The 18,678-nt window shown below is 71.1% G+C and carries 21 protein-coding genes and 1 tRNA gene; 8 read left to right on the top strand and 14 right to left on the bottom strand.

Annotation, left to right across the window (positions count from 1 at the left end):
• Nucleotides 1-27 precede the first annotated feature (27 nt).
• The 4 genes from K415_RS0104535 to K415_RS21405 all read left to right on the top strand — a co-directional run bounded on the left by K415_RS0104535 (nucleotide 28) and on the right by K415_RS21405 (nucleotide 2,550).
• Complete coding sequence (locus K415_RS0104535) at nucleotides 28-783, top strand: alpha/beta fold hydrolase (protein WP_024285914.1); 756 nt, start codon at nucleotides 28-30, stop codon at nucleotides 781-783.
• 61 nt (nucleotides 784-844) lie between these two features.
• Nucleotides 845-1,507, top strand: coding sequence for a recombinase family protein (locus K415_RS0104530; protein ID WP_051480388.1), 663 nt, complete (start codon nucleotides 845-847; stop codon nucleotides 1,505-1,507).
• A 26-nt stretch (nucleotides 1,508-1,533) separates the two neighbouring features.
• On the top strand, nucleotides 1,534-1,836 hold the full coding sequence (locus K415_RS23830; RefSeq protein ID WP_155859358.1) for a DUF1016 N-terminal domain-containing protein: 303 nt from the start codon (nucleotides 1,534-1,536) through the stop codon (nucleotides 1,834-1,836).
• A gap of 93 nt (nucleotides 1,837-1,929) precedes the next feature.
• Entirely contained in the window at nucleotides 1,930-2,550 is a 621-nt protein-coding gene (locus K415_RS21405) for a PDDEXK nuclease domain-containing protein (protein ID WP_197024665.1), read from the top strand.
• Nucleotides 2,551-2,604: 54 nt separating this feature from the next.
• Here K415_RS21405 and K415_RS0104520 read toward each other — a convergent pair whose 3' ends face one another.
• Together K415_RS0104520 and K415_RS0104515 are read right to left on the bottom strand one after the other, a co-directional pair.
• Nucleotides 2,605-3,525 carry a hypothetical protein gene (locus K415_RS0104520; RefSeq protein WP_024285912.1) on the bottom strand — a complete coding sequence of 307 codons (921 nt, stop codon included), beginning with the start codon at nucleotides 3,523-3,525 and terminating at the stop codon, nucleotides 2,605-2,607.
• A gap of 165 nt (nucleotides 3,526-3,690) precedes the next feature.
• Nucleotides 3,691-4,587, bottom strand: a complete 897-nt coding sequence (locus K415_RS0104515) for an EamA family transporter (RefSeq protein WP_024285911.1) — start codon at nucleotides 4,585-4,587, stop codon at nucleotides 3,691-3,693.
• 81 nt (nucleotides 4,588-4,668) lie between these two features.
• Here K415_RS0104515 and K415_RS0104510 point away from each other — a divergent pair, with 81 nt between their 5' ends.
• Nucleotides 4,669-5,145: a CGNR zinc finger domain-containing protein gene (locus K415_RS0104510; RefSeq protein ID WP_024285910.1), complete on the top strand. Its 477-nt coding sequence runs from the start codon at nucleotides 4,669-4,671 to the stop codon at nucleotides 5,143-5,145.
• A gap of 78 nt (nucleotides 5,146-5,223) precedes the next feature.
• Here K415_RS0104510 and K415_RS0104505 read toward each other — a convergent pair whose 3' ends face one another.
• The 6 genes from K415_RS0104505 to K415_RS0104480 all read right to left on the bottom strand — a co-directional run bounded on the left by K415_RS0104505 (nucleotide 5,224) and on the right by K415_RS0104480 (nucleotide 10,378).
• The gene (locus K415_RS0104505; RefSeq protein WP_155859356.1) at nucleotides 5,224-5,835 is read right to left on the bottom strand and encodes an IS630 family transposase; all 612 of its coding nucleotides are present in this window, start codon (nucleotides 5,833-5,835) and stop codon (nucleotides 5,224-5,226) included.
• Between the two features lie 4 nt (nucleotides 5,836-5,839).
• Complete coding sequence (locus K415_RS0104500; RefSeq protein WP_197024663.1) at nucleotides 5,840-6,217, bottom strand: helix-turn-helix domain-containing protein; 378 nt, start codon at nucleotides 6,215-6,217, stop codon at nucleotides 5,840-5,842.
• 234 nt (nucleotides 6,218-6,451) lie between these two features.
• A tRNA-Lys gene (locus tag K415_RS0104495) sits at nucleotides 6,452-6,524 on the bottom strand.
• Nucleotides 6,525-6,732: 208 nt separating this feature from the next.
• Nucleotides 6,733-7,947, bottom strand: a complete 1,215-nt coding sequence (locus K415_RS0104490; protein ID WP_024285907.1) for a hypothetical protein — start codon at nucleotides 7,945-7,947, stop codon at nucleotides 6,733-6,735.
• Entirely contained in the window at nucleotides 7,944-8,492 is a 549-nt protein-coding gene (locus tag K415_RS0104485) for a sigma-70 family RNA polymerase sigma factor (RefSeq protein WP_051480385.1), read from the bottom strand. Before K415_RS0104485 ends, K415_RS0104490 begins: the two co-directional genes overlap by 4 nt.
• Nucleotides 8,493-8,701: 209 nt before the next feature.
• Nucleotides 8,702-10,378, bottom strand: coding sequence for a GAF domain-containing protein (locus K415_RS0104480; protein ID WP_024285905.1), 1,677 nt, complete (start codon nucleotides 10,376-10,378; stop codon nucleotides 8,702-8,704).
• Between the two features lie 248 nt (nucleotides 10,379-10,626).
• Between K415_RS0104480 and K415_RS0104475 the strand changes: the two genes are divergently transcribed.
• Nucleotides 10,627-10,992: a VOC family protein gene (locus K415_RS0104475; protein WP_024285904.1), complete on the top strand. Its 366-nt coding sequence runs from the start codon at nucleotides 10,627-10,629 to the stop codon at nucleotides 10,990-10,992.
• Nucleotides 10,993-11,114: 122 nt separating this feature from the next.
• Here K415_RS0104475 and K415_RS0104470 read toward each other — a convergent pair whose 3' ends face one another.
• Nucleotides 11,115-12,299, bottom strand: coding sequence for a DUF4349 domain-containing protein (locus tag K415_RS0104470; protein ID WP_081784877.1), 1,185 nt, complete (start codon nucleotides 12,297-12,299; stop codon nucleotides 11,115-11,117).
• A gap of 165 nt (nucleotides 12,300-12,464) precedes the next feature.
• A complete protein-coding gene (locus K415_RS24180; RefSeq protein ID WP_024285902.1) occupies nucleotides 12,465-13,082 on the bottom strand; it encodes a TetR/AcrR family transcriptional regulator in 618 nt (205 codons plus the stop codon).
• Nucleotides 13,083-13,231: 149 nt separating this feature from the next.
• Between K415_RS24180 and K415_RS0104460 the strand changes: the two genes are divergently transcribed.
• On the top strand, nucleotides 13,232-14,899 hold the full coding sequence (locus K415_RS0104460; RefSeq protein WP_024285901.1) for an FAD-binding protein: 1,668 nt from the start codon (nucleotides 13,232-13,234) through the stop codon (nucleotides 14,897-14,899).
• Here K415_RS0104460 and K415_RS0104455 read toward each other — a convergent pair.
• Both K415_RS0104455 and K415_RS0104450 read right to left on the bottom strand, forming a co-directional pair.
• Complete coding sequence (locus K415_RS0104455; RefSeq protein WP_024285900.1) at nucleotides 14,803-15,315, bottom strand: hypothetical protein; 513 nt, start codon at nucleotides 15,313-15,315, stop codon at nucleotides 14,803-14,805. The two genes, K415_RS0104460 and K415_RS0104455, sit on opposite strands and share 97 nt — an antisense overlap.
• Nucleotides 15,312-15,980 (bottom strand): DUF2510 domain-containing protein, encoded by a 669-nt coding sequence (locus K415_RS0104450; RefSeq protein ID WP_024285899.1) that lies wholly within the window; start codon nucleotides 15,978-15,980, stop codon nucleotides 15,312-15,314. Before K415_RS0104450 ends, K415_RS0104455 begins: the two co-directional genes overlap by 4 nt.
• 158 nt (nucleotides 15,981-16,138) lie before the next feature.
• Between K415_RS0104450 and K415_RS0104445 the strand changes: the two genes are divergently transcribed.
• The gene (locus K415_RS0104445) at nucleotides 16,139-16,597 is read left to right on the top strand and encodes a thioesterase family protein (protein ID WP_024285898.1); all 459 of its coding nucleotides are present in this window, start codon (nucleotides 16,139-16,141) and stop codon (nucleotides 16,595-16,597) included.
• Nucleotides 16,598-16,600: 3 nt separating this feature from the next.
• Here the strand turns inward: K415_RS0104445 and K415_RS0104440 are convergent, their stop codons facing one another.
• Complete coding sequence (locus tag K415_RS0104440; RefSeq protein WP_024285897.1) at nucleotides 16,601-16,894, bottom strand: DUF4287 domain-containing protein; 294 nt, start codon at nucleotides 16,892-16,894, stop codon at nucleotides 16,601-16,603.
• Between the two features lie 74 nt (nucleotides 16,895-16,968).
• Entirely contained in the window at nucleotides 16,969-18,630 is a 1,662-nt protein-coding gene (locus K415_RS0104435) for a phospholipase D family protein (RefSeq protein WP_231494821.1), read from the bottom strand.
• Nucleotides 18,631-18,678: the final 48 nt, after the last annotated feature.

The raw sequence follows: 18,678 nt of genomic DNA, 5'->3' as shown, positions 1-18,678 counted from the left end.
CCCGCCCGGCCGTCCCGTGGCATGGCTATGACGTCGTTCCTTCTCCTTCCGGGCGCAGGGGGTGACCCGTGGTACTGGCACCTCGTCGTAGGCGAGCTCGTCAGGCAGGGGCACCAGGCGACCGCGGTCGACCTGCCCGCGGACGACGAGACCGCCGACCTCGACCGATACACGGACATCGCCGTCGCAGCCGCCGCCGGGATGGAGGACATCGTGGTGGTCGCCCAGTCGCTCGGCGCCTTCACTGCGCCACTGGTCGCAAACCGGCTTCCGGTCGCGTCGGTCGCCCTGGTGAATCCGATGATCCCGTTACCCGGTGAGACGCCCGGCGACTGGTGGTCGCGATCGGGTCATGACCAGGCGCAAGGCTCGCCGGCAGCCGACCCGGATGTTTTCACCCACGACCTGCCCCCGGCCGTCGCCGCAACCTTGGCCGGGCGCCAGCGAAGCCAGAGCGCGACTGTGTTCGCGTCCCCCTGCCGTTACGACTCGTGGCCGGCGGTCCCGATCCACGTGCTCCTGGGAGCGGACGACCGGTTCTTCCCCGCAGCCTTCCAGGTCGGGCTGTGCCGCGCCCGGCTTGGCATTGAGCCGGTCGTCATGCCGGGAGGCCACGCCATTGCCCTGTCGCAGCCCCTAGAAGTCGCCAGACGTCTCGTCTGCATCGGCGAGTCCGCTGTGGTTACCCGGCCTCGCACGAGGCTCGGGACGGCGGTGCCAGCGACCAAGGGCCTGCTCCAGCCCGAGAACCCGCCATCTACCGGCCAAGACTCAACGCCATAAAGCTCTGAAGATCACAGCCGGGCACGGCGCGTCGTGTTCCACAAACCCTCGCTAAACACACATCGCGGAACGCGGTCACGTCGGTAACTTCCGGTACGGTCGCAGCACGGAGCTGGGGTACGCGCGGGTCTCGACCGTCAAGCAGGACCTCGAACGTCAGCTCGACGCGCTCACCGCGGTCGGCATCGCGCCGGAGCGGATCTTTGTGGACAAGAAGTCCGGCGCCCACACCGACCGCCCCGGCCTGAACGCGCTGCTGGAGTACGCGCGCGAGGGTGACGTGATCGTCGTGCACACCCTGGACCGGCTTGGGCGCACCGTGCGCGACACCCTCAACCTCATCCACGACCTGACCGAACGCGGCGTCGGGCTGCGCAATCTCGCCGACCCGATCAAGGTCGACTCCTCGAACCCCGCCGACCCGATGGGCCAGCTCGCCCTGGTGCTGCTGGCGCTGTTCGCGCAGATGGAACGCACCTACATGTTCGAGCGTGCCGCGCTTGCCCGGGCCGTGGCTGCCCGCAACGGCCGGCGCACCGGGCGCCCCAGCGTGGTGGACCCCGACAGGCTCACCTACGCCGTCTACCTGCGCGACACCGAAGGGCTCACGATGAGCGAGATCGCGGCCAAGACCGGCATCACCCGCGCCACCCTCTACCGCCACCTGCCACCACGACCCGCCGAGCCGATCACCGCCGGCGGACAGCCGGAGCCCCGCGCCTGAGCCTGACGCCCGGCCGCGACCGGTCGATGACCGACTACCGGCAACTGCTCGAGGAGGTCCTGGCGGAGGTCCGCGCGGCGCGGATCCGGGCCGGTCGGGCGGTCAACGCCGAGCGCACGCTGCTCTACTGGCGTATCGGCCAGCTCATCCTGGAACGTCAACAGCAGGAGGGCTGGGGCGCCACGATCATCGACCGGCTCGCCGCCGACCTCGCCGCCCAGTTCCCCGGTATGCGCGGCTGGTCCCCACGCAACCTCTGGTACATGCGGGCCCTGGCCGAGGCCTACCCCACCCGCGATCGTGCAACAGCTGTTGCAGGACTCCCCTGAGGTCACCTCACCGTCCTGATGTGCCAGGTCCCCGACCCCGCAGCGCGGGCCTGGTACGTCGAACAGGCCACCCGATACGGGTGGTCCCGCTCCGTGCTCACCCACCACATCGGCGCTGACCGCTTCCAGCGGGTCGGGCAGGCGCCGGACAACTTCACCGCCACGGTGCCAGTTGGCGAACAGGATCTCGTCCGCGAGGTGCTCGCCGACCCCTACGACCTGGAGTTCCTCGCCCTCGACCCCGCCCATTCCGAACGCCAGCTCGAGAACGCCCTCGTCGCCAAGCTCAGTGCGTTTCTCACCGAGCTCGGCCAGGGATTCGCGTTCGTCGGCCGCCAGTACCGCCTCCCGGTCGGCGACCGGGAGTTCTTCGCCGATCTGATCTTCTTCCACCTCGGCCTGCGCCGGTTCATCGTCTTCGAGCTCAAGGTCGGCCCGGTCGAGCCCGAGCACCTCGGCAAGCTCTCCTTCTACGTCACCGCCGTCGACGAGCAACTGCGTCGACCCGAGCACGGCGACGGCCCCACGATCGGCATCCTGCTCGCCGGCCACCGCGATGACGTCGTCGTCGAGTACGCCCTACGCACCGTCGACGCGGCCCTGGCCGTCGCCACCTACACCACCGACCGCACCCTGCCCGCCGACCTGCGCGCCGCCCTGCCCAGCAGCGCCGAGCTCGCCGACCTCATCACGGACGTCACCGACCCCGAGTAGCCACGGCCCCTCCTCCCGGGACCGCTCCACGCCCAGCGCGATAGGCGCCGACCCCTAGCTAGTAGCTCCTCCGGCGGTCGAGGTGTCGGCGGCCGGTGAACCACCGCGCGGTCCGACCGCCACGGTGGGATCGCTGTAGTGCGCGAGCAACGCGCCCGTCGAAGCGATGACCGCGTCCGCGCCCGCTCGGCTCCACCGGAACTCACTGGTGATGGCATCGTTGTGACTCGCCGCGTCCGCCAAGCCCTTGACCGCGTAGTAGAGCGCCGCCCACCGCTCATCCTCGGCCCGGTTTCGCGGCTTGGTCTCGTGCGTGCGGCTCTCGGCCGGCAGGTCGATGAGCCTGCGCAGTTCTTCGAGCGCAGATCTACAGGTGGACACCGCGCCCGCCCATTGCTGGTCGCGGGCCCGGTCATGCGCCTCACGCAGTCGAGTCGTCGCCCGCGTGAGCGAAGGCGCTTCGCCGAGGTCTGTCGTTGCTCTCGCGCCTAACGGAGCCGGCACGCGAAGGTAGATCGCGAGAGCAGTCCCGAGCTCGTCGAGCATTGCGGACCACCGATGAGCCGGGATCCGGTAGCCGACCTCGGTCTCTGCTACCGGGTGCACGCCCGGAGGGGGTCTGACCAACGAGAGCTGGAGCGTGAACCGGAGCTCGACGTCCCGGCCGGGTTCGCGGCCGAGGGCGTCGATCTGCTCTTCGCTGAGCGTGACCAGAACCGATCCGGTTCCGCCGCGTTCGCGCAGCACAACTGCGGTCGGGGCGATGGCGCCCAGCCACGCGACTGTCGCGCCCGCGCGCACGTACCCGGTGAGCATCGCTGCTTGTGTACGCGTGCCGTCGGCCATCGGGAGCCAATCAGCCGATGACCGATACGACAGCGAGAGCGCGTGCACCCCAATGCCTCGGATGAGGTGCACATCGTCGAAGTCCAAGCGGACACGACCGTGGTCGAACTGCAGGTCTGCCGTGATCATGACAACAAGGCGTACAGCCCAATCCACCCAGAACCACGACGACGCGCTGGCCCGACTGCGACCGGCAACCGCTCGCGCCGACGCCGGCGCGCGGGAACGTGTCGTCGCGCGTGACCGCAGCGCTGCGGCGTCACGCAGCCCGCACAGCTAGCGGCGCCGCACCGATCAGCCGGCCGTGAGCAGGCCGCACGCGGCCAGGGCCAGCGCGATCCCGACACCCTGGCTGCGCGACAGTCGCTCGCGGAGCACCACGCGGGCCAGCACGATCGTGGCCAAGGGGTAGAGGCCGGCGACGACGGCGACGACGCTGAGCTCGCCGTCCCGCAGGGCGAGCATGAGGAGCGCATTCGCGACGCCGAGCACCAGACCGGCACTCGCGGCGAGAAGCGCAGTGCGCGACCGGTGGTGCCGGGAATCGACTGAGGCCCCGTGACCGTCCAGCCAGGTGACCCGGACCCTCGTCCCGCGGAGCAGGACGAGGACCAGCAGGGCGAGCCCAAGCAGCAGCAGACCGCTGACGACCTCCACGAGCACAGGGCCGAGACCCGATCCGGCCGGGGCCGCATCCAGGGCGATGATGGACAGCCCGAGGCTCACACCGGCGACCGTGGAGAGAGCGAGCGCGCGGAGGTCGACGCCCTGCTGGCGCGCCTCACGCGGGACGCCGAGGAGCAGGGCGGCGCCGATCGCGGCCGTCACGCCCAGCCAGCCGACACCCGTCAGCCGTTCGCCGAGGGCCAGCGCGACGGCGATGGGCACGGCGGACTCCAGCATCGCGATGGGGGGCGAGAGGAGGCTGATGGGTCCGGCGGCCATCGCGGCGTAGAAGGTCGTGAACCCGACAAGGGCGCTGACTCCGGCCGCGACGCCGGCGAGGATACTGGCCGACGTCCACGCTCCCGGCACGATGAGGACGCCCGCGGTCAGGGCAAGCGTGGCGAACAGGTAGGCGAGTGCTGTGACGACCAGTACCGGTGACCGCCGGGCGGCGAGCGCGCCGAGGAAGTCGGACACCCCGTAGAGCAGGCTCGAGGCGACGGAGATCAGGACGACCAGCAGCATGGTAACCACCATATCGCGTACACTGGTGACATCGGGTGCCGGCAGTGCACACCGGTCGGTGAGAGGTCCGGGATGGGGCAGATGACGGAGCAGGTGACGCTCCTGGTGGACTTCCTCAACACCCTCGACGTGGAGCACGGGGCGGATCTGCTCGACGACCGTGCTGCCTACGCCGGTTGGGGCCGTGCGCGATGCCTCGACCCCGGTAGCGCGGCCGAGGCCGGAGCGCTGCGGGCGGCCGTCCGGGCGAGCCTCCTGGGCGTGGCGGCGCCGACCTTCGCGTCGCGGGTCCCGGTCGTCCTGGCCGCCGGCGAAGGTCCACGCCCAGCACCGGTGACCGTGGTCGAGGCGGTCCTGGCAGCGGGCGCAGCGCTTGTCCTGACCGGGTCATGGGATCGGCTCAGGCTCTGCCCCGCTGACGACTGCCAGCAGGCCTTCTTCGATCGCTCACGCAACCGGTCACGGGTCTGGTGCGCGATGGCCGACTGCGGGAACCTCGCCAAGGCGCGCGGCTACCGGGCGCGCGCCAGGGGCGAGGGCCGGGCGCCCGCCGTCTGATGGCCCAGGGCTCGAGGTCACCGAGATAGCGAGAGCCGAGACGGACGACGAGGCGGGCCGCCTAGTAGACTGTCGCTTCTAAAGGGTTGGGTATAGGTGCCGGAGTTTGATGCGGGCGTCGCTGGTGGTGAACCTCCAGTCCACTTGGCGCTCGTCGGCGTTGGTGGCGCTGGCCCAGGCGGTGAGTTCGTCGTTGAGGACATCGAGGTCGGCGATGCGTCGGCCGAGGCATTGCTTGGTCAAGCAGGACAGTTCGATCTCGGCGATGTTGAGCCATGACCCGTGCTTGGGGGTGTGGTGGATCTCCAACCTGCCTGCCAGGGCGTAGGCCTTCTCCGGCGGGAATGCCTGGTAGAGGGAGGCGATCGAGTGGGTATTGAGGTTGTCCATGACGAGTACGACCTTGTCCGCCTCGGGGTAGTCGACGTTCAGGAGATGGTCGACGCCGTCGGCCCAGTCGACTCGGGTGCGGGTGGACTCGGCGTAGGCGCGGCGCCAACCGCGCAGCGGTTCGACCCACACGAAGATCGAGCAGGTGCCGCAGCGGATGTACTCGGAGTCCTGCCGGGCCATCCGCCCGGGCGCAGCCGGCGTGCCGGGCCTGGCGTCGTCGAGCGGCTGCAGTGGCTTCTCGTCCATGACAACCACGGGGTAGGCCCGGTCGTAGGGGCGGGCGTAGACGCCCAGCACGCCTTCAGATGAGGCTTATGCGCCCCCTTTGTAGGACCCGCCCGATCGTGGAGTGGTCCATCGGCGGTATCCCCTCGGTCAAGGCCACCTGTCTCTCCAGCAACCGCAGCGTCCACCGCTGACGTCCCGCCGGCGGCTGGCTGCACGCCAACGCGATCACCCGGGCCTCGACGTCACCGGTCACCTTCGGCTCCACCGGCGGCGTGGTCCGCTTCTTGCGCGTGATCACCTCCTCGACCCGACCGGCATGCGTCGTGAACGCCTTCGCGACCAGATACACCGTGCTCTCCGACGCACCGACCCGTTCGGCCACCACCCGACGCTCCGGCGCCGGCCCGCCCGACTCGTCCAAGGCCAGCAACACCCGGGCCCGGGTGATCATCCGGGCAGGATGTTTCCCCGACGAGACCACCTTGGTCAGCTTCGCACGATCCCCAGCACTCAAGGAGACCGTGAACTCCTTTGGACGAGGCACGCTGTCAACTCCTTCTGGTCGAGTACCAACCGGAACAGCGGACCACACATACCCATCAGATTAGAGGCGACACGCTACTAGTGACTACACCAGGGAAGCGCGCGCTCGAAGTGCCGAGGGCGAGCGTTAGTGCAGGTCAGGTGGGCCCCGTGGGGCTCGAACCCACAACCTACGGATTAAAAGTCCGCAGCTCTACCGATTGAGCTAGAGGCCCGGGTGATGAGTGGATTCACTCGTGGAATGCTCCGGACAACACCCTTGTCGTTCGCAGCTGCACGCGGGCCCGCTGCTGCCGACGAGATCGAAGGTACCGCCTCGCTGGGGCGGTGCAGTCACCAGGGTGATCACGCCCGACTCGGGTCTGGCGCGATCCGGAGGGTCCGGGACAGCGCCCGTGTCGCCCGAGTCGCGTCCTCGCGCGGCTACGGGAGCGTGATCGGGAACGGCCCTCCGATCGCGACCCTGGGCGCCGGGGAAAGGTCGGGGCCGGCGGAGGCGAGGATCACCGCGTAGACGTACAGGTCGTACGTGCCGCCACGGACGTTCCCGTACCTGTCGGCGTCGGGGCAGGACGCAAACCACTGGTAGACCTCGGCGGAGAACGACTCGCCCTGGCCGACGTCGAACGTGGCGCCCGAGTCGAACTCCTCCCGGGTGGGGTCGTACAGCCGGCTCACGACCATGCCGTCGCGGTCGACGAGCATGGCGTGCAGGGTCTGCGGCACTAGTCCCGTCAGCCGGCCAGGACCGGTGGCCGTCACGGTCACGTCCACGTGAAGGCCCCGCTCGACGTCGTCGAGGTCGATGCCCGGGTCGAGCGTGACGTCGAAGTCGGCGTCCACATCTCCGGCGAGCAGATCGGCCGGCGCCGGGCGGCCGCACGCGGGCACCAGGTCGGGCCACTGCCCCGCCATCTGGCCACTGCCCGGCTCGAAGCTGACCGGCGCCAGCTCCAGCGTCTCCCCGCCGTCTGTGCCGTCGGTGGTCGTGGTGGCGTACGCGCGGTACGTGCCGGTCAGCGGACGTCCCGTCCGGCAGTCCACTGCGTCGAAGAGCCCGTCCGGCGAGATCCCCCCGCTGCCGTCCGTGGCCTCGACCTGCAGCTGGTTCGCGGGATCGGTCCAGAACGCCACCGTCCCGTCCGGACCCACCAGCATCGTCGTCACCCCGGAGCGGTCACCCCCGTCGAACTCGCCTCCGGGCACGTCCGACGTGGTGACCACGTTGACCAACAGCGTCGACCCGACGTTGTTGCCCCACTCGAACCCGGCGGTCTCCGGGTCCAGCGTGCCGACGACGACCGCGCCCTGCACCTCGATGTCCGGGGCGTCCGTCTCGTCCAGCGCGTAGACGGTTCCGCACAGCGTCCCGTCGGACGTCGAGGAGCCCGTCGGCGCCGGGGTCGCGGTGACCACGGGTGCGACGGGTGAGACGTCTGCCGGGGCGTGACCGCCCACCAGAGCCACGGCCGTGACGACCGCGCCGAGCGCCGCCAGCCCGCCTGCGGAGCGGAAGACGACAGCCTGTGTGCGGCGCCGGCGCACCTTCGACCGTGCGCGGTCCACGTCGACCGGGCGGGTTGCGTCAGCCGCGCCCGCCGTGATGTCCCGCAGGGCTTGTCCGAAGTCCATGCTCATCGCACGTCTCCCTCGTTCACGAGGACGGGCTGGTCGGTGACAGGTGGGGCGAGCGGTCCGAGCAGGGTCTCCAGGCGTCCGACGGCGAGGCTGAGGTAGCGCTTCACGGTCCCGTCCGCGAGGCCCAGCAGGTCCGCGATCTCACCGACCGTGAGGTCGTCGTAGTAGCGCAGCACCACGCATGCGCGCTGCTGGGGCGCCAGCCGACCGAGCGCCGCACGGACGTCGCTGCGCACACCCACCTCGTCGGCCGGTCCGTCCTGACGCTCGCCCCGGACCAGCAGGTGCCGCACCCGCTCCCACTGCCGGCGCCGGCGATACGCGTCGATCCACGTGGTGAGGATCGCCGTCCGCACATACCCCTCGGCCGACGAGATCTCGAAGTGCCGACCGCGGACGAACGTCTTGACCAGGGCGTCCTGCACCAGGTCCTCGGCGTCCCGCAGGTCACCGGTCAGCAGGTACGCGTAGGCGTTGAGCGCCCGGCCGCGCTCATGCGCCAGGACCGCCATGACGTCGTCGCTGCGCTGACGCATGTCATCCATGTGGCCCTCTCACCGGTGGTGGTGCATACCTTCCACCCCCAAGGACGGGAAGCGCGGCCGAAACGTTGCACTCGTCGGCGAGCAGGCGCGCCCGAGACCCGGCGGCGGACGAGAACGAGGTGTCCGCGTTCCTCGAGCGTCACTCGCGCAGAGCGGCGGGCGACGGTCGGCCCGACCGGATCTGAGGGCTCCCCCCGGACGTCGTGCCGTCAGTCGAGGGCTGCGGTCCAGCGCAGCAGTGCGCCACGGCCCGACGCCGGTCGCAGCAGCGAGAACGTCCCGCCCGACTCGTGCGCCCGCTCGGCGAGGTTCTTCGTGCCGGACGCCCGCGTGGGCGCCGGCGGAACACCGACACCGTCGTCCTCCACCTCGACCGCGATCGACCCCAGCGGGCCCGAGGTCACCAGGAGCCGGACGGCGACGGACCCGGACCGGGCGTGCCGAGCCACGTTCGACAGACCTTCACGGACGACCGCGACGACGTTGTTCGCGCGGCCCGGCGCGACGAGGTCGTCGATCGTGCGCCACTCGGCCGGGTCGGCGTCGTCGGTGTGCACGAGCCGGCCGTCGACGCTGATGGTCATCGTGGGGGCGAAGCCCAGTGAGCTGTGCGCGAGCTCCACCTCGGCCTGCACCCGTTCGACCAGGGGGATCGTTGCCCCGGGGTCGTCCAGGGTGCGCACGATCACCCGGATCTGGCGGATGCCCGCGTCCACGTGATCGACCGCGGACTCGAGCACCTTGGCCATGGCCGGCGAGACCGGGTCCTGGGCGCTGCGGCGTGCGCCCTCCAGCTGCATGCCTGCGGCGAACAGCTGCTGGATCGCCATGTCGTGCAGGTCCCGCGCGATCCGGGTGCGTTCGTCGTGCAGGACGGCCCGCCCGCGCAACCGTTGGGCGTCGGCCAGGACGAACGCCAGGGCGGCCTGGGAGGCGAACGTCTGCGACATCGCGAGGTCGTCCGCGGTGAAGGGCGCCGCGCCGGGGGGCCGGAGCAGCAGGAGCACGCCGATCCCCTGACCCGCGGCATGCATCGGGGCGAACAGGGCCGGCCCGTAACGCCCGAGTGGTCCGCTCACGGCCGTGGTGGTCAGCGACGCGACGATCTGCCCCGCCCCCACGTCGAACGCCGCACGCACGCAGGCGTCGGCGGACACGTCCAGGCCGAGCAGAGCCTGCTGCCCGGTACCGGTCACGATCTCCAGCAGAAGCTCGCCCTCGGGCCCGGGCAGTGCGAGGGCGGCACTGTCGGCGCCGTCGATGTCCTGGGCGGCTGCGGCGATGCGTTCCAGGACGTCCTCCTGGTCGGCGCCCTCCAGGAGCATGGTCGTGATCGCCTGGCCGGCGGCCTGCCACTGCTGCTGGCGGCGCTCGAGGGCGTACAGCTGGGAGTTCTGGACGGCGACGGCGGCCGCGGCCGCGAGGGAGAGGACCACCGACTCGTCCTGGTCGTCGAACCCGCCGTCCTTCTCCGAGAGGTACAGCGTCCCGTACCGCTCGCCGCGCACCCGCACGGCGGCACCCAGGAAGGAGCCCATCGGAGGGTGCCCGGCGGGCAGCCCCTGGAAGGCAGGATGCGAGCGCAGGTCGGCGAGCCGCAGCACGCCCTCGTCCGGGATCTGGCCGAGCACTCCTCGTGCATGTGGTGGGTGCCCCAGCGCCGCCGCGGTCCGGGGGTCGACGCCGCTCTGCACGAACGTGGTCGACGCCCCGTCCTCGTCGACGATGTTGATCGCACCGAACCGGGCGCCGGTCAGGGAGGTGCTGGCTGCGACGAACCGCTCGAGCAGACTCGGGGTGTCCAGGTCGCCGGCCAGGGCAAGGATCGCCGACATCAGCTCGGCGGCGACGGTCGACGTCGCCGGCGGTGCGACTACCTGCTCCACGCCGCACCCTCCGTCGCCCCATACACCCAGGTCACGGTACGCGACCAGGGACCTATGTCCCATCGTGTGCCCAGATCGCCGTCGCCGTCAACGAGCGGCGGGCTGAGCGGACCTGAGGGCTCCCGCCACAGCTCACGCGGGGCGCCGCCGCGCGAGGGCTGCCGGGTCGGTCGCATGTCGGTGGATGCGCCTAGCCTGCGAGGTCTCTGGTCGGCTGCCGGTGGCCGGCCCTGGTGGAGGAGGGTTCCATGGCGCACGGAGACATCACTCACATCGACATCCCTGTCGCGGACCTCGGTCGCGCGACGTCGTTCTACAACGGCCTCTTCGGCTGGGACATCCAAGCGTTCCCCGGCTTCGAGGGCTACCCGATGTGGCGCGCACCGAACGGCGTCAGCGGCGGGGGCCTCGCCCCGCGCGAGGAGGGCTTCACCGCGCCCCGCAGCTATGTCGAGGTGGAGTCGATCGACGACACCCTCGCGCGGGTCGTCGAGCTCGGCGGTCAGGTGAAGGCGCCGAAGCGTCAGATCGATCCGACCAGCTGGTGGGCATCCATCGAGGACCTGGACGGCAACGAGATCGGGCTCTACGAAGGGTCGACCGCGACGGAGTGACGCCCGCGAGGGCATCCATGCGAGATACCTGTCGACACGACGACGGCGCGCCTTCGGGCGGTGCTCGCCGCTCCGGTCCCAGAGCCCTGGAACTGGAGCCCTGGAACCGGAGCGGCCGAGGATCAGGCCGGCGGCGGCGGCTCCGACGTGGTTGTGCTCGCCGGCGGTGTGCTCGCCGGCGGTGTGGGTGCCGCGGCCGGTGGGAGCAGCTGTGCCAGCGTCGGTCGCTGCGGGCCCTGCGCTGCATGGTTCCTCGGAGCGGGCTGACCGGGCCCCGTGCGGTCCACCATGGGTGGCAGGGCCGTCGTCGGGCCGGCGGGGCCGTCGGGCCGAGGCGACCGGGAGCCCTGCCGCGTCCGGATCGGCTTGGCGATGTAGTACCCGGCCACCGTCAGCAGTCCGAAGAAGACAAGCCAGGGGAGCAGCACTCCGACGACCTGGAGCGCGTCCGAACCCCAGGCGTAGAAGGCGTCCCAGCCGCGGGTCAGACCGGCGATGAAGCCCGTCTCGGGCTCGGGCTCGGGCGCCGGCGGCGGCGGCGGGGCGGCCTCGGGGCTGTAGACCTGGACGGTCAGCGTCGACAGCACGGTGTCGTGGGTGTCCGCGCGCTGCTGGGAGAGCAGGTTCTCGAGCTCGACCAGGCGCTGGTTGAACATCTGCTCCAGCTCGAAGGCCTCGTCGCGGGAGGTCGCGGTGGCGAGCCACTGCTCCGTCCGGTCGGCGGACATCTGCGCGACCCTGATCCGCGCCGCCAGGTCCGTGACGCCCACGGTGATGTCCTCGCGGTGCAGGTTCACGCTCTGCACCTCACCGTAGGTGGAGAGGTGCTCGATCGCCGCGTTCATCGTGGTCGGTGGCAGCTTCACCGTGATGCTCCCGCGCGCGCCCTCGTGCTCGGTCGCCGCCTGGAACTGGCGATCCACCTCCCCGCCGCCGGCGTCCACGGCGTAGTCGGCGATCCGGTCCAGGGCCGGGTAGGGGTCGTCCACCAGAACGCCCACGACGGCCGTGGTGACGAAGGTCAGCCCGGCCTCGGCCAGGTTCCGGTCCGACGTCGGGGCTTCGGCAGCGGTCTCGTCCAGGCCGGCGGACTCCCCGTCTGCGCTCGGCTCCTGAGCCGCGGTCGCACCGTCGTTCTCGCTGCCGAGGTCCTCGAGGGCGCCGTCGGTCTCGCCGGCTGGTGCATCCTGCGGAGACTCGACGCCGGAGTCGGCGGACCCCGCCTCGTCACCGGCGCCGGCGCTGCAGCCGGTGAGCGTCATCGTCGCGGCAAAGGCCACGACCATCCACATCCTTGGGGTTCGCATGGCGTCAGGCTAGGGGGGATGATCAAGGCGCGTGGGGACATCGGGGCATCGTGATGGATTCGGGACCAGTACCCGAGCTTCGTGATCGTTTCGGGACCGAATCTTGGCCATCGCGACACCGCACAGCAACCACGCGGTCCAGGCGAGCGAGGGGGTCGGGAGGTCTCAGGGTTCGGTGCCCAGCTCCTCGGGCGTCGGCAGGTGCAGCTCCGGTCGCGGGACCGGCAACCCCGCCCGGTCTTCGCGGCGCAGCGAGCGCAGGACCAGCGTCAGGGCCCGTTCGACGGGCACGGCCCCGGGCGCGGCCGGCCGGGCGGCGATCACGCCGTCGATCATCGCGATGGCGAGGAACACGTCCGTCAGGGTGACGTCCGCGCGGACAGCACCGCTCCGGTGCGCCGCATCGAGCGCCACCGACAGCAGCGTCTGTGCACGCTCGACCACGGCGTCGACCCGCGCGTGGGCGGGGGTGGACCTGCGCACGGCGGTCATGAGACCGGGTGCGTCGAGCTGGAACGCACAGATCTCCACCAGGAGGTGCTCCAGGACGTCGGCGTCGGGGTGGTCGCGGGCGTCCCGCTCGAGTGCGTCGAGCCGCATCTCCAGCACGGCGGCGATCAGCGCGCCGCGGTCAGGGAAGTGCCGGTACAGGGTTCCGTGCCCGACGCCCGCGCGTCGGGCGATCCGCTGCAGCGGGGCCGCCGCACCGTCCTCGCGGAAGACCTCGGCGGCAGCAGCGACGATCCTGGCCCGGTTGTGCCGGGCGTCCCGCCGCTGGATCACCCGACGAGCGTAGCCGGGCGTCGCGCCCGGAAGCCCGCCCTGGTGGACGGGGGCTGGGCAGGTTAGGCTCGCCGAACCGGACACCGGTGTCCGGTTCTCGTCGCGCACGGCAGCTCGGTCGCGCACGGGAGCTCGCAGGAGAGGTGCTGATGGCCGACTTCGATGACGTCGTTGATGTGGTGATCGTCGGGACAGGCTCGGCGGCGATGACCGCGGCGCTCGCGGTGAAGGAGGCCGGCAAGCAGCCGCTCGTGCTCGAGAGCACCGAGCTGTACGGCGGCTCGTCGGCGATGTCCGGTGGCGGCCTGTGGATCCCGAACAACCCCGTCATGCGGGAAGCGGGCGTCGACGACTCGCTCGAGAAGGCGCGCACCTACCTGGACACGGTGATCGGCGACGTCGGCCCGGCGAGCTCGCCCGAACGGCGCGACGCGTTCCTCCGCCAGGGCCCGGAGATGGTCACCTTCCTGCGCGGTCTCGGCATGAAGTTCGTCTATGCCAGGGGCTACTCGGACTACTACCCGGAGAAGCCGGGCGGCACGCCCATCGGTCGCGCCATCGAGGGCGAGCGCTGGAACGTCAAGAAGCTCGGACCGTGGGCCGCGAAGGTCCGCGGCCTCATCCCGATGGCCGCGCACACCTACGAGGTCGGCGCGATCAACCTGTCGTTCCGCACCCTCAAGGGCTTCCTCACCGCCGCGAACGTCGTCGGTGTCCAGACGATCCTCCCGCTCCTGATCGGCCAGAAGAAGGTCGGCCTGGGCAACAGCCTGATGGGCCAGATGCTGCATATCGCGCTGCAGCGCGACATCCCGGTCTGGCTCAGCTCTCCGATGGTCGAGCTGGTCACCGAGGGTGACGCCGTCGTCGGGGTCGTCGTCGAGAAGGCGGGCAAGCGGATCCGGATCGGTGCCCGGCAGGGCGTCATGCTCGCGGCCGGTGGCTTCGCGCAGAACGACGAGATGCGGCAGAAGTACCACCCGCACCCGATCACCACGACGTGGACCAGCGCCAACCCCGGTGACATCGGCACCGCCGTCAACGCCGGCATCGACGTCGGCGCCGCGCTCGCCCTGATGGACGACGCCTGGTGGGGCCCGTCGGTCATCAACCCGAGCGGCGCCGCCCAGTTCCTCCTCGCCGAGCGCTCGCTGCCGCACGGCTTCATCGTCGACGCGAGTGGCGAGCGCTTCATGAACGAGTCCGAGTCGTACGTCGACGCCGGTCACCACCAGTACGCCCGCAACGCGACCGTCGGCGCCATCCCCGCCTACCTCATCATCGACTCGCACCACCGCCGCTGGTACCCCTTCGGCATGGCCCTGCCGGGCATGACGCCGAAGAAGCTGATCGAGTCCGGGTTCTTCACCAAGGCCGACTCCCTCGAGGAGCTGGCCGGGAAGATCGGGGTGGACCCGGCAGGTCTGCGCCGCACCGCCGGCCGCTTCGCCGAGTTCGCCCGGCGCGGCGTCGACGAGGACTTCCACCGCGGCGACAGCGCGTACGACCGGGTGTACAGCGACCCCAGGGTCAAGCCGAACCCCAACCTGGGCGCCGTGAGCAGGCCGCCGTTCTACGCCGTCAAGATCTGGCCGGGCGACCTCGGCACGAAGGGCGGCCTGCTCACCGACGAGCACGCCCGCGTGCTGCGTGCGGACGGATCGATGATCGAAGGTCTCTACGCGGCCGGCAACACCTCGGCCTCCGTGATGGGCAACACCTACCCCGGTCCGGGCTCCACCATCGGTCCGGCCATGACCTTCGGGTACATCGGCGGCCGGCACGCGGCCGCCAAGGGACCGACCCGCGAGGGGTAGTGCGGCCCTGCCGGCCGCCACGTGCGCCGCAGGACCCCGACGGCCTCGCTCCGCTGGTGCCCGACCGCCTCGACGCCTGGCGCGCCCAGACGCCACGTCTCGCGAACCTTGGACGCGAAGAACTGGTGCTGCAGGTACCCGATCCGCATGCCGCCGGCGTCCAGCACGTCATACGTCGCGTGGCCGAGGTTCATGCGGGTCTGGGCCCGGAACGAGAAGAGCGGTGCGCGCCGTTCCTTGTCCGCGAAGAAGCGGAACTCCTCCGAGAGCGTCATCTGCTCCATCCGCGCGAACGCGAAGATCTCGCCGTGCTCGTCGTTCGGACCCAGGGTCCGGAGCTCGTAGAGGTTCTCGGTCAGCGTGATCCGGTGCTTGACGGTGAATCGCTCGACACCGATCAGGACCGGCGTGCTCACCGTGCTCCCTCGATCCGCTCGCGTCCGACCAGCCCTCTGACGAACCGCCTGACGCTCGCTCCGACCGGCAGCACCCGCCAGACGAACGTCCCGATCCCACCGACGAGGGAGAGGATGCCGGCCGCCGGCAAGACCGCGGCGAGGAGCGTCGTGGTGCTCGACGGCGCGACCCGCCCGGCGGCCGGGTCGGTGGCCGGGTAGACGACCCGCGCCGAGTCGCCGACGGCCGGGCAGTCGCTCGACGAGCCGGACGACCCGGCGACGTACGAGCTCCCGTCGACCTCGTAGGCGACGTCCGGGGCGCAGCGCCACAGGCCCTTGGCGCTCAGGTGCCGGTTCTGCGCCACGACCGTTCCCTGGACGGTGACCTCGCCGGCGCCGACGCGCCCGTCGTCCCAGTGCATCGTTCTGGTGATGAACGCGCTGAAGAGCAGGACGGCCACCCCGACGACGATCATCCGGACCGCGATCCCGGTCGCTCTGACCGGCTCACTGCCGAGGTACTGCTGCGCGGTGGTGAGCTTGGACAGCAGCTCCAGCGCCGGGGTTCCCGGCGGACCGGTCGAGGGAAGCGACTGCCGGTACTCGGTCCACCTCTGCCCGTCCCAGAAGCGCGTCATCCCTGGCTCGCCGGGAGCGGCGTACCAGCCTGCCTGCGGGCTCATGCGCACTCCGTCTCGCGGTCGGTCCCTGCGTGACGGGCAGAGACGATCGATGGCGCAGTCGGCGCACCGGGAGACTCATCGGCACGACGGCCGGGGAAGTTGACCATCGACGCCGCCATGACCGCCGCACGCCTCCCGCACCGGCCTAGGGTGACGACGTGAACCAGCAGCTGCCACGGACCGGCCGTGGCCGCGTCGTCATGCCCGTCCGATGGTCCGACGTCGACCTGTTCGGCCACGTCAACAACGCCGCCTACCTGCGCTACCTCGACGACGCCCGCTTCACGCTGTTCCCGTCGATGGGGGTCGACGAGGACGGGGCGCTGACGGCGTCGATGCTCGTCGTGGTCAAGCACGAGATCGACTACCTCGCGCCGCTGACCTTCACCCCGGCGCCGTTCGCGGTGGAGGTGTGGGTGTCCCGCATCGGGCGGTCGTCGGTGGACTTCGGCTACGAGATCGTCGACGCGGACGACACCGGCACCGCCTACCTGCGCGCGAGGTCGCGGATGGTGCAGCTGGACAAGGACACGCACCTGTCCCGAGCCTTCACACCCGACGAGCGCGCCGCGTACGAGACCTTCCTCGAGGACGCACCCACGCTGCACCCGTGGTGACCCCTACGGCTTCGGTCGGGTCGCCTTGCCGTCGAGCCAGAGGGTGTCGGACTCGTCGCGGTGCGTGCCGGTGGTCCCGACGTGCTTGGTGGCGATCCCCGGACCGTTCTTGATCACGTGCCACAGGGCCATCGCGTGACCGCGACCGAGGTCGTAGTCCGCCTTGAGCCATGCGACGACGTCGCCGGCCTTCGTCTCTGGGGCATCGAAACCCTTGCTCCGGGCGATCTCGACGAGCGTGCGTGGGGTCAACCCCGTCCGGTCCTCGATGGCGTCGAGGTATGCCTGGAACGACATGGTGAGCCTCTCGGTCGATTGCCGACGTGTCCGCACACGCTAGCGCGGGTCGGCGCAGGAGGTGCGGACGGGCCTCAGTGGTGCCCGCGCACCTTCATCCGCGGCGGTCGGCCGTCCGGGTCGACGATCGTGCGGTAGGCCGGAACGGCGAGCCGGCGCTGCCACGGCGTGGGGACCGCCATGACGTGCGTGCGCAACCGTCCGGGCGGACGCGGACCTGCGCAGCCGCCCGCGTACCAGGCGTCCAGCGCCGCGACGCTCCGACGCAGGGTCGCGACGGCCTCGTGGGGGTCGAGGAGAGCGTCGTCGTCGGGAAGCTCCAGGTGCTCACGCCACAGCTCGAGGCGCAGGCCCCGCGCGAACGTCCGCGCGCCGTCGCCGAGCCCGGCCGGGTCCGGGGGCTCACGGAGGTCCGGCGCCTCGTCGACGACGGCTGCGGTGAGCTCGGAGTCGTGGGTCCAGGACCGGCGGTTGAAGTTGTCGCTGCCGACCGTCGCCCACACGTCGTCGACGATGCAGACCTTCGAGTGCACGTAGACGGGCCGGCCGTCGTCGTTCTCCAGGTCGAGGATCAGCACCCGGTCCCGGCCGGCCTCCCGCACGATGTCCAGGGCCTGGGTGTGCCCGTGCATGGCGACCGGGATCGTCAGCTCCGCGTCCTGGTCCGGGAAGCGCGGGACGACGACGACCAGGTGCATCCGGGGCTCCTTGCGCAGGGCCTCCGCGAACACGCGCGCGACGCTGGTCGACCACAGGTACTGGTCCTCGATGTAGATCAGCCGCCGGGCCCGCCGCAGCGCCTTGGCATACCCCCGCGCGATGCTCCGCTCGCCGTGCGGGGCGAACGGGTAGCCGGGCCAGCGGTTCGGGTAGGTCCGCAGCAGCTGGACCGAGCAGGTGCCCGTGGCCGGCGGGTCCGGCAGTGGCTCCGGCAGCGGGCTCGGGTGCCGTTCGGGCAGGTCCAGCAGGCGCTGGAGGATGCGCCACGGGCTCCTCGACAGCTGGGCAGGGTCCCCCCACCGCTCCCGGAACACCTCCTCGACGTCCCGGACCGCCGGCCCGCGCACCTCGATCTGCACGTCGTGCCACGCGGGCTCGCCGCCGTACCACCGGGCGAACGGCATGCGCTGGGGGTCCCCGAGGTGCTCGATGTCGTCGCGCCTGCTGTGCGCGACGTCGATCCCGCCGAGGAAGACGACGTCCTGGTCGGGCCGGCCCGGGTGGAGCAGGACGACGAACTTCTGGTGGTGGCTGCCGAAGGGCCGGACCCGGTGGTCCAGCAGCACCTCGCCACCGGCGTCGTTGACCGCCTCCGAGAACAGCCGGTTCTGCCGACGGGAGAAGCGCATCCGGTCCATCTGGGAGCGCCACACGAGCCCCCTGACGATCACGCCGCGACGCGCGGCCGCGGCGAGCAGCTGGGTCACCGTCGTGCCGTCGTCCCGGACGAGCTCGTCGGGGTCCACCCGCCAGCCGGCCAGGAAGACCGCGTCGCCCGGTCGCGTGCGGTCGACGGCATCCGCGAGCGCGGCGAAGTACGGGCGTCCGTGCACGAGCGGCCGGACGGTGTTGCCCTCGGTCCAGGTCCGCATCCCGGTGGACCGGTTGCCGCGCTGGGAGGCGGTGAGGAACCAGTGGTGGTCGGGCTCGAGCGGGGCGGCCGCGGGCACCGCGAAGTCATCGGGAGCGACAAGCCGCACGCCCTCCCGACGGAACTCGAGCCGGAACGGGGCCACCCCTCAACGGTCGCACACCAGGGCCCTGCGCGCAGGGGATCCCGCAGC

Origin of the sequence: Cellulomonas sp. KRMCY2 (assembly GCF_000526515.1) — a bacterium.
Taxonomy (GTDB): domain Bacteria; phylum Actinomycetota; class Actinomycetes; order Actinomycetales; family Cellulomonadaceae; genus Actinotalea.
The sequence above is the reverse complement of the archived record's forward strand: the minus strand, read 5'-3'. Positions and strand labels throughout refer to the sequence as shown.

What these genes read in the sequence shown, in the direction of transcription:
- K415_RS0104535 (WP_024285914.1), top strand. Translation starts at nt 28, where the DNA reads ATGACGTCGTTCCTTCTCCTTCCGGGCGCAGGGGGTGACCCGTGGTAC.
- K415_RS23830 (WP_155859358.1), top strand. Translation starts at nt 1,534, where the DNA reads ATGACCGACTACCGGCAACTGCTCGAGGAGGTCCTGGCGGAGGTCCGC.
- K415_RS0104520 (WP_024285912.1), bottom strand. Translation starts at nt 3,525, where the DNA reads ATGATCACGGCAGACCTGCAGTTCGACCACGGTCGTGTCCGCTTGGAC.
- K415_RS0104515 (WP_024285911.1), bottom strand. Translation starts at nt 4,587, where the DNA reads ATGCTGCTGGTCGTCCTGATCTCCGTCGCCTCGAGCCTGCTCTACGGG.
- K415_RS0104510 (WP_024285910.1), top strand. Translation starts at nt 4,669, where the DNA reads ATGACGGAGCAGGTGACGCTCCTGGTGGACTTCCTCAACACCCTCGAC.
- K415_RS0104500 (WP_197024663.1), bottom strand. Translation starts at nt 6,217, where the DNA reads ATGATCACCCGGGCCCGGGTGTTGCTGGCCTTGGACGAGTCGGGCGGG.
- K415_RS0104490 (WP_024285907.1), bottom strand. Translation starts at nt 7,947, where the DNA reads ATGAGCATGGACTTCGGACAAGCCCTGCGGGACATCACGGCGGGCGCG.
- K415_RS0104485 (WP_051480385.1), bottom strand. Translation starts at nt 8,492, where the DNA reads ATGGATGACATGCGTCAGCGCAGCGACGACGTCATGGCGGTCCTGGCG.
- K415_RS0104475 (WP_024285904.1), top strand. Translation starts at nt 10,627, where the DNA reads ATGGCGCACGGAGACATCACTCACATCGACATCCCTGTCGCGGACCTC.
- K415_RS0104470 (WP_081784877.1), bottom strand. Translation starts at nt 12,299, where the DNA reads ATGCGAACCCCAAGGATGTGGATGGTCGTGGCCTTTGCCGCGACGATG.
- K415_RS0104460 (WP_024285901.1), top strand. Translation starts at nt 13,232, where the DNA reads ATGGCCGACTTCGATGACGTCGTTGATGTGGTGATCGTCGGGACAGGC.
- K415_RS0104450 (WP_024285899.1), bottom strand. Translation starts at nt 15,980, where the DNA reads ATGAGCCCGCAGGCAGGCTGGTACGCCGCTCCCGGCGAGCCAGGGATG.
- K415_RS0104440 (WP_024285897.1), bottom strand. Translation starts at nt 16,894, where the DNA reads ATGTCGTTCCAGGCATACCTCGACGCCATCGAGGACCGGACGGGGTTG.